Below are 6,195 nucleotides of genomic sequence, written 5' to 3'. Positions count from 1 at the left end.
TCTCGCAAAAGTTGACGAACCGCTTAATATTGAAGGCAAAATGCCCTTTGTTATTCTGATGGTTGGCGTCAACGGCGTGGGTAAAACCACCACCATCGGCAAGCTGGCGCGCCAGTTTGAGCAGCAGGGCAAATCGGTGATGCTGGCGGCGGGCGATACCTTCCGTGCGGCAGCGGTGGAACAGCTCCAGGTGTGGGGCCAGCGCAACAATATTCCGGTCATTGCCCAGCACACCGGCGCGGATTCCGCGTCCGTGATTTTCGATGCCATCCAGGCGGCGAAGTCGCGTAACGTGGACGTGCTGATTGCAGATACCGCAGGGCGTTTGCAGAACAAATCGCACCTGATGGAAGAGCTGAAGAAAATCGTTCGCGTCATGAAGAAGCTGGACGAAGATGCACCGCATGAAATTATGCTGACTATCGACGCCAGCACCGGACAGAACGCCATCAGCCAGGCGAAGCTGTTCAATGAAGCGGTAGGACTGACCGGGATCACGCTGACCAAGCTGGACGGCACCGCGAAAGGCGGGGTGATCTTCTCCGTGGCCGACCAGTTCGGCATTCCTATCCGTTATATCGGTGTGGGCGAGCGTATTGAGGATTTACGTCCGTTTAAAGCGGACGACTTTATTGAGGCACTATTTGCCCGAGAGGACTAACAATGATTCGCTTTGAACACGTCAGCAAGGCCTATCTCGGCGGGAGACAAGCGCTGCAGGGGGTAACATTCCACCTCCAGCCAGGCGAGATGGCATTCCTGACCGGCCATTCCGGCGCGGGGAAAAGTACCCTGCTCAAGCTGATCTGTGGGATCGAGCGGCCAAGTGCCGGGAAAATCTGGTTCAGCGGCCATGAAATTAGCCGTCTTAAGAACCGTGAAGTGCCGTTCCTGCGTCGTCAGATTGGCATGATTTTCCAGGATCACCACCTGCTGATGGATCGCACGGTTTTCGATAACGTCGCGATCCCGCTGATTATTGCCGGCGCCAGTTACGATGATATCCGCCGTCGCGTTTCGGCGGCGCTGGATAAGGTCGGGCTGCTGGACAAAGCGAAGAACTTCCCGATCCAGCTCTCCGGCGGTGAGCAGCAGCGCGTGGGCATCGCCCGTGCGGTGGTGAACAAGCCTGCCGTCTTGCTGGCGGATGAACCGACCGGTAACCTGGACGATGCCCTCTCTGAAGGGATCCTGCGTCTGTTTGAGGAATTTAACCGCGTGGGGGTCACGGTACTGATGGCGACGCACGACATGGGGCTTATCTCACGCCGTTCGTACCGCATGCTGACCCTGAGCGACGGGCATTTGCACGGAGGCCACGGTGAATAAGCGTGATGCAATGAACCAGATTCGGCAGTTCAGCAACCGGTTTGACCGTTTCCGCAAGCCTCAGGGCGGCGGGGACGGCAATCGCCATGCGCCTAAGCGTGCCAAAGCGACACCGAAACCGAACTCCCGTAAAACCAACGTCTTCAACGAACAGGTGCGCTACGCCTTCCAGGGCGCGTTGCAGGATCTAAAAAGCAAACCGCTGGCGACGTTCCTGACGGTGATGGTGATTGCCATCTCCCTTACGCTGCCCAGCGTCTGCTACATGGTTTACAAAAACGTGAACCAGGCGGCATCCCAGTACTATCCGTCGCCGCAGATTACCGTTTATCTGGATAAAGCCCTCGACGATAACGCGGCGGCTCAGGTAGTGGGGCAGATTCAGGCCGAGCAGGGCGTGGAGAAGGTGAACTATCTTTCCCGCGATGAAGCGCTGGGCGAGTTCCGCAACTGGTCCGGGTTCGGCGGCGCGCTGGATATGCTGGAAGAGAACCCGCTGCCCGCCGTGGCGGTGGTGATCCCGAAGCTCGATTTCCAGGGCACCGATTCGCTCAACACCCTGCGCGACCGCATTACCCGCATCAATGGGATTGATGAAGTGCGCATGGACGACAGCTGGTTTGCCCGTCTTGCCGCCCTGACCGGGCTGGTGGGGCGCGTATCGGCGATGATCGGCGTGCTGATGGTGGCGGCGGTGTTCCTCGTCATCGGTAACAGCGTGCGCCTGAGCATCTTCGCCCGTCGCGATACCATCAACGTGCAGAAACTGATTGGCGCAACGGATGGTTTCATCCTCCGCCCGTTCCTCTATGGCGGCGCGTTATTAGGTTTTTCTGGTGCATTTCTTTCATTGATTTTGTCAGAAATTTTGGTGATGCGGCTGTCGTCTGCCGTCACCGAGGTGGCGCAGGTTTTCGGAACGAAGTTTGATATCAGTGGCTTAGGGTTCGATGAGTGCCTGCTGTTGCTGCTAGTCTGCTCCATGATCGGCTGGGTGGCGGCATGGCTGGCAACGGTTCAACATTTACGCCACTTTACTCCCGACTAATAAAAGCGTGATATAATCTTTCCCTGCACCGAGATGTTCGCTTGCAGGGAAAGCGTCCCTGTTGTCTCTTCCCCTGTAATCATCTTCATGTCACATTTTGTGCGTAATTTATTCACTGTTGCACCTAGAACTTGTGGATAAAATCACTGTCTGATAAAAGAGTGAATGCTAATCTCGTTGCTCAAACGCTTTGGCATGGTTGTTGCCTGACGGGGACAACCTGGACCAGAAGAAACATTGAGAGGAATGAATGACCAAAGAAATGCAAACTTTAGCTTTAGCCCCTGTTGGTAACCTGGAATCTTACATCCGGGCTGCGAACACTTGGCCGATGTTAACGGCTGAGGAAGAAAAGGAGCTTGCTGAAAAGCTGCATTACCAGGGCGATCTGGAAGCAGCTAAAACGCTGATCCTGTCTCACCTGCGCTTTGTTGTTCACGTTGCTCGTAATTATGCGGGCTACGGCCTGCCGCAGGCGGACCTGATTCAGGAAGGTAACATTGGCCTGATGAAGGCGGTACGTCGCTTCAACCCGGAAGTGGGTGTGCGACTCGTCTCCTTCGCCGTGCACTGGATCAAAGCGGAAATTCACGAATACGTCCTGCGTAACTGGCGTATTGTGAAAGTCGCTACGACGAAAGCGCAGCGCAAACTGTTCTTCAACCTGCGTAAAACCAAGCAGCGTCTGGGCTGGTTCAATCAGGATGAAGTGGAAATGGTGGCGCGCGAGCTGGGCGTTTCCAGCAAAGACGTCCGCGAGATGGAATCCCGTATGGCCGCGCAGGACATGACGTTTGATATGTCTGCCGACGACGATGCCTCCGACAGCCAGCCGATGGCCCCGGTCCTGTATCTGCAGGATAAAACCTCTAACTTTGCTGACGGCATTGAAGAGGATAACTGGGAAGACCAGGCGGCAAACAAGCTGACCTTCGCGATGGAAGGCCTCGACGAGCGTAGCCAGGATATCATCCGTGCCCGCTGGCTGGACGAAGATAACAAGTCCACGTTGCAGGAACTGGCCGACCGCTACGGCGTCTCCGCTGAACGTGTGCGTCAGCTTGAGAAGAACGCCATGAAAAAACTTCGCGCCGCTATCGAAGCGTAATTTCCGCGAAGTACACCGAGAACCCCTGGATGAGAGTCTGGGGGTTTTGTTTTTTTAGCGCCCGCTCTGGCGAATTTCATCCCCCTGGCAAACACTTACTGATGCGCTAAGCAGGCGACTTTCAGAGGGTGACAGGGTGAAAAATAACGAACTGAACGACCGACGTTTACAGGCGACGCCGCGCGGTATCGGCGTCATGTGTAACTTCTATGCCGATAAAGCCGAAAACGCCACGGTGTGGGATGTAGAAGGTAACGAGTATATTGATTTTGCCGCCGGGATCGCCGTGCTGAATACCGGGCATCGCCATCCTAAAGTTATCGCCGCCATCGAAAAACAGCTTCATGCCTTTACCCATACCGCTTACCAGATCGTCCCCTATGAAGGTTATGTGGCGCTTGCCGAGCGCATCAACCAGCGCGTACCCATAGAGGGGCCAGCCAAAACCGCCTTTTTCTCAACCGGTGCAGAAGCGGTCGAAAACGCGGTGAAAATTGCCCGCGCGTACACCAGACGTCCCGGCCTTATCACCTTCGGCGGCGCGTTCCACGGCCGTACCTTTATGACCATGGCGCTGACCGGCAAAGTGGCGCCCTATAAGCTCGGCTTCGGCCCGTTCCCCGGCTCGGTGTACCACGCGCAATTCCCCAACAGCCTGCACGGCGTCAGTACCGCCGAAGCGTTAAAAAGCCTGGAGCGCATCTTCAAAGCCGATATCGCGCCCGATCAGGTGGCGGCAATCATTATTGAACCGGTCCAGGGCGAGGGCGGATTCAACGTCGCGCCCGCTGATTTTATGCAGGCGCTGCGTGCCCTGTGCGATACCCACGGGATTTTACTGATTGCCGACGAAGTGCAAACCGGCTTCGCCCGTACCGGCAAGCTATTCTCCATGGAAAACCACTGCGTGAAGCCCGATCTGATCACCATGGCGAAAAGCCTGGCGGGCGGAATGCCGCTCTCTGCCGTCTCTGGCCGGGCAGAGGTGATGGACGCGCCCGCTCCGGGCGGACTGGGCGGCACCTACGCGGGTAACCCGCTGGCGATTGCGGCGGCCCATGCGGTGCTGGACGTGATTGACGAGGAAGATCTCTGCACGCGCGCGTCTCATCTCGGCCATCATCTTGTCGAGGTGCTGAATAAAGCGAAGGATGGCTGTCCCTGGATCGCCGATATCCGTGGGCAGGGCTCGATGGTGGCGGTGGAATTTACCGATCCGCAAACCGGACAGCCGTCGCCGGAATTTACCCGTCAGGTTCAGGAACGCGCGTTGAACGAAGGGCTGCTGCTTTTGAGTTGCGGCGTCTACGGCAACGTTATCCGCTTCCTCTACCCGCTCACCATCCCCGAAGCGCAGTTCCGTAAAGCGCTGGATATTATTTCCGCCTCGCTGACACGATAAAGCCAAAAGCCCGGCTCAAATGACAGTCGGGCTTATCATATTTTCATTTCAAATTAGCTATTCCAAAATCATAAAAATGGGGTATGTTTTAGCAGAGTATGCTGAAAAAGCGCGAACAGCACGCCTATAATTGAAATAAAGCGCTACACAACAACATCACAACAATCGTTGTAACCATAATAATGGGGAATCTCAGGATGAATATGAAGGGTAAAGCGTTACTGGCAGGATGTATCGCGTTGGCATTCAGCACTATGGCCCAGGCCGATATTAAAGTGGCCGTGGTGGGCGCGATGTCCGGTCCGGTAGCACAGTACGGCGACCAGGAATTTACCGGCGCGGAACAGGCGGTTGCAGACATTAATGCTAAGGGCGGCATCAAGGGCGAAAAGCTGCAAATCGTAAAATATGACGATGCCTGTGACCCGAAACAGGCGGTCGCGGTGGCGAACAAAGTGGTAAATGACGGGATCAAATACGTTATCGGTCACCTGTGCTCCTCTTCCACTCAGCCCGCGTCTGACATCTACGAAGACGAAGGCATTCTGATGATCACGCCGGCTGCGACGGCACCAGAGCTGACCGCGCGCGGCTATAAGCTGATCCTGCGTACCACCGGTCTGGACTCCGATCAGGGGCCAACCGCCGCGAAATACATTGTTGAAAAAGTGAAGCCGCAGCGCATCGCGATTGTTCATGACAAACAGCAGTACGGCGAAGGCCTGGCCCGTGCGGTGCAGGATAACCTGAAAAAAGCGAATGCCAACGTGGTGTTCTTTGACGGTATCACCGCCGGTGAGAAAGACTTCTCGACTCTGGTAGCGCGTCTGAAGAAAGAGAATATCGACTTCGTTTATTACGGCGGCTACCACCCGGAAATGGGGCAGATCCTGCGTCAGGCGCGTGCGGCGGGTCTGAAGACACAGTTCATGGGGCCAGAAGGCGTGGCGAACGTTTCCCTGTCTAACATCGCGGGTGAGTCTGCTGAAGGGCTGCTGGTGACCAAACCGAAAAACTACGACCAGGTGCCTGCGAACAAACCTGTTGTAGATGCCATCAAGGCGAAGAAACAGGATCCAAGCGGTGCGTTCGTCTGGACCACTTACGCAGCGTTGCAGTCTCTGCAAGCGGGCCTGAACCAGTCAGCCGATCCGGCGGAGATTGCCACCTGGCTGAAAGCGAACTCGGTGGAAACCGTGATGGGGCCGCTGTCCTGGGATGAGAAGGGCGACCTGAAGGGCTTCGAGTTCGGCGTGTTTGACTGGCATGCCAACGGCACGGCGACAGACGCAAAATAAAAGCAAAAAG

Annotated in this window: 6 protein-coding genes; all 6 read left to right on the top strand. The window is 56.0% G+C overall.

Annotated elements, in window-relative coordinates; translation table 11 throughout:
• On the top strand, positions 1-661 hold a 661-nt coding region (gene ftsY / locus ACOTX2_RS15680), incomplete at its 5' end, for a signal recognition particle-docking protein FtsY (RefSeq protein WP_421625939.1).
• A 2-nt stretch (positions 662-663) separates the two neighbouring features.
• On the top strand, positions 664-1,329 hold the full coding sequence (gene ftsE / locus ACOTX2_RS15675; RefSeq protein ID WP_006812284.1) for a cell division ATP-binding protein FtsE: 666 nt from the start codon (positions 664-666) through the stop codon (positions 1,327-1,329).
• On the top strand, positions 1,322-2,377 hold the full coding sequence (gene ftsX, locus ACOTX2_RS15670; protein WP_022649667.1) for a permease-like cell division protein FtsX: 1,056 nt from the start codon (positions 1,322-1,324) through the stop codon (positions 2,375-2,377). Before ftsE ends, ftsX begins: the two co-directional genes overlap by 8 nt.
• Before the next feature lie 250 nt (positions 2,378-2,627).
• Positions 2,628-3,485: an RNA polymerase sigma factor RpoH gene (gene rpoH / locus ACOTX2_RS15665; RefSeq protein ID WP_000159624.1), complete on the top strand. Its 858-nt coding sequence runs from the start codon at positions 2,628-2,630 to the stop codon at positions 3,483-3,485.
• A gap of 136 nt (positions 3,486-3,621) precedes the next feature.
• Complete coding sequence (locus ACOTX2_RS15660) at positions 3,622-4,887, top strand: 4-aminobutyrate--2-oxoglutarate transaminase (RefSeq protein ID WP_063148118.1); 1,266 nt, start codon at positions 3,622-3,624, stop codon at positions 4,885-4,887.
• 197 nt (positions 4,888-5,084) lie between these two features.
• The gene (gene livJ, locus ACOTX2_RS15655) at positions 5,085-6,185 is read left to right on the top strand and encodes a branched chain amino acid ABC transporter substrate-binding protein LivJ (protein ID WP_015571474.1); all 1,101 of its coding nucleotides are present in this window, start codon (positions 5,085-5,087) and stop codon (positions 6,183-6,185) included.
• Positions 6,186-6,195: the final 10 nt, after the last annotated feature.

This window comes from Enterobacter cloacae complex sp. IR5412 (assembly GCF_049237385.1).
GTDB lineage: Bacteria > Pseudomonadota > Gammaproteobacteria > Enterobacterales > Enterobacteriaceae > Enterobacter > Enterobacter intestinihominis.
This window is presented reverse-complemented; position numbering and strand designations above follow the sequence as displayed.

Coding starts and splice junctions, on each gene's coding strand:
- ftsE (WP_006812284.1), top strand. CDS start 664: ATGATTCGCTTTGAACACGTCAGCAAGGCCTATCTCGGCGGGAGACAA.
- rpoH (WP_000159624.1), top strand. CDS start 2,628: ATGACCAAAGAAATGCAAACTTTAGCTTTAGCCCCTGTTGGTAACCTG.
- livJ (WP_015571474.1), top strand. CDS start 5,085: ATGAATATGAAGGGTAAAGCGTTACTGGCAGGATGTATCGCGTTGGCA.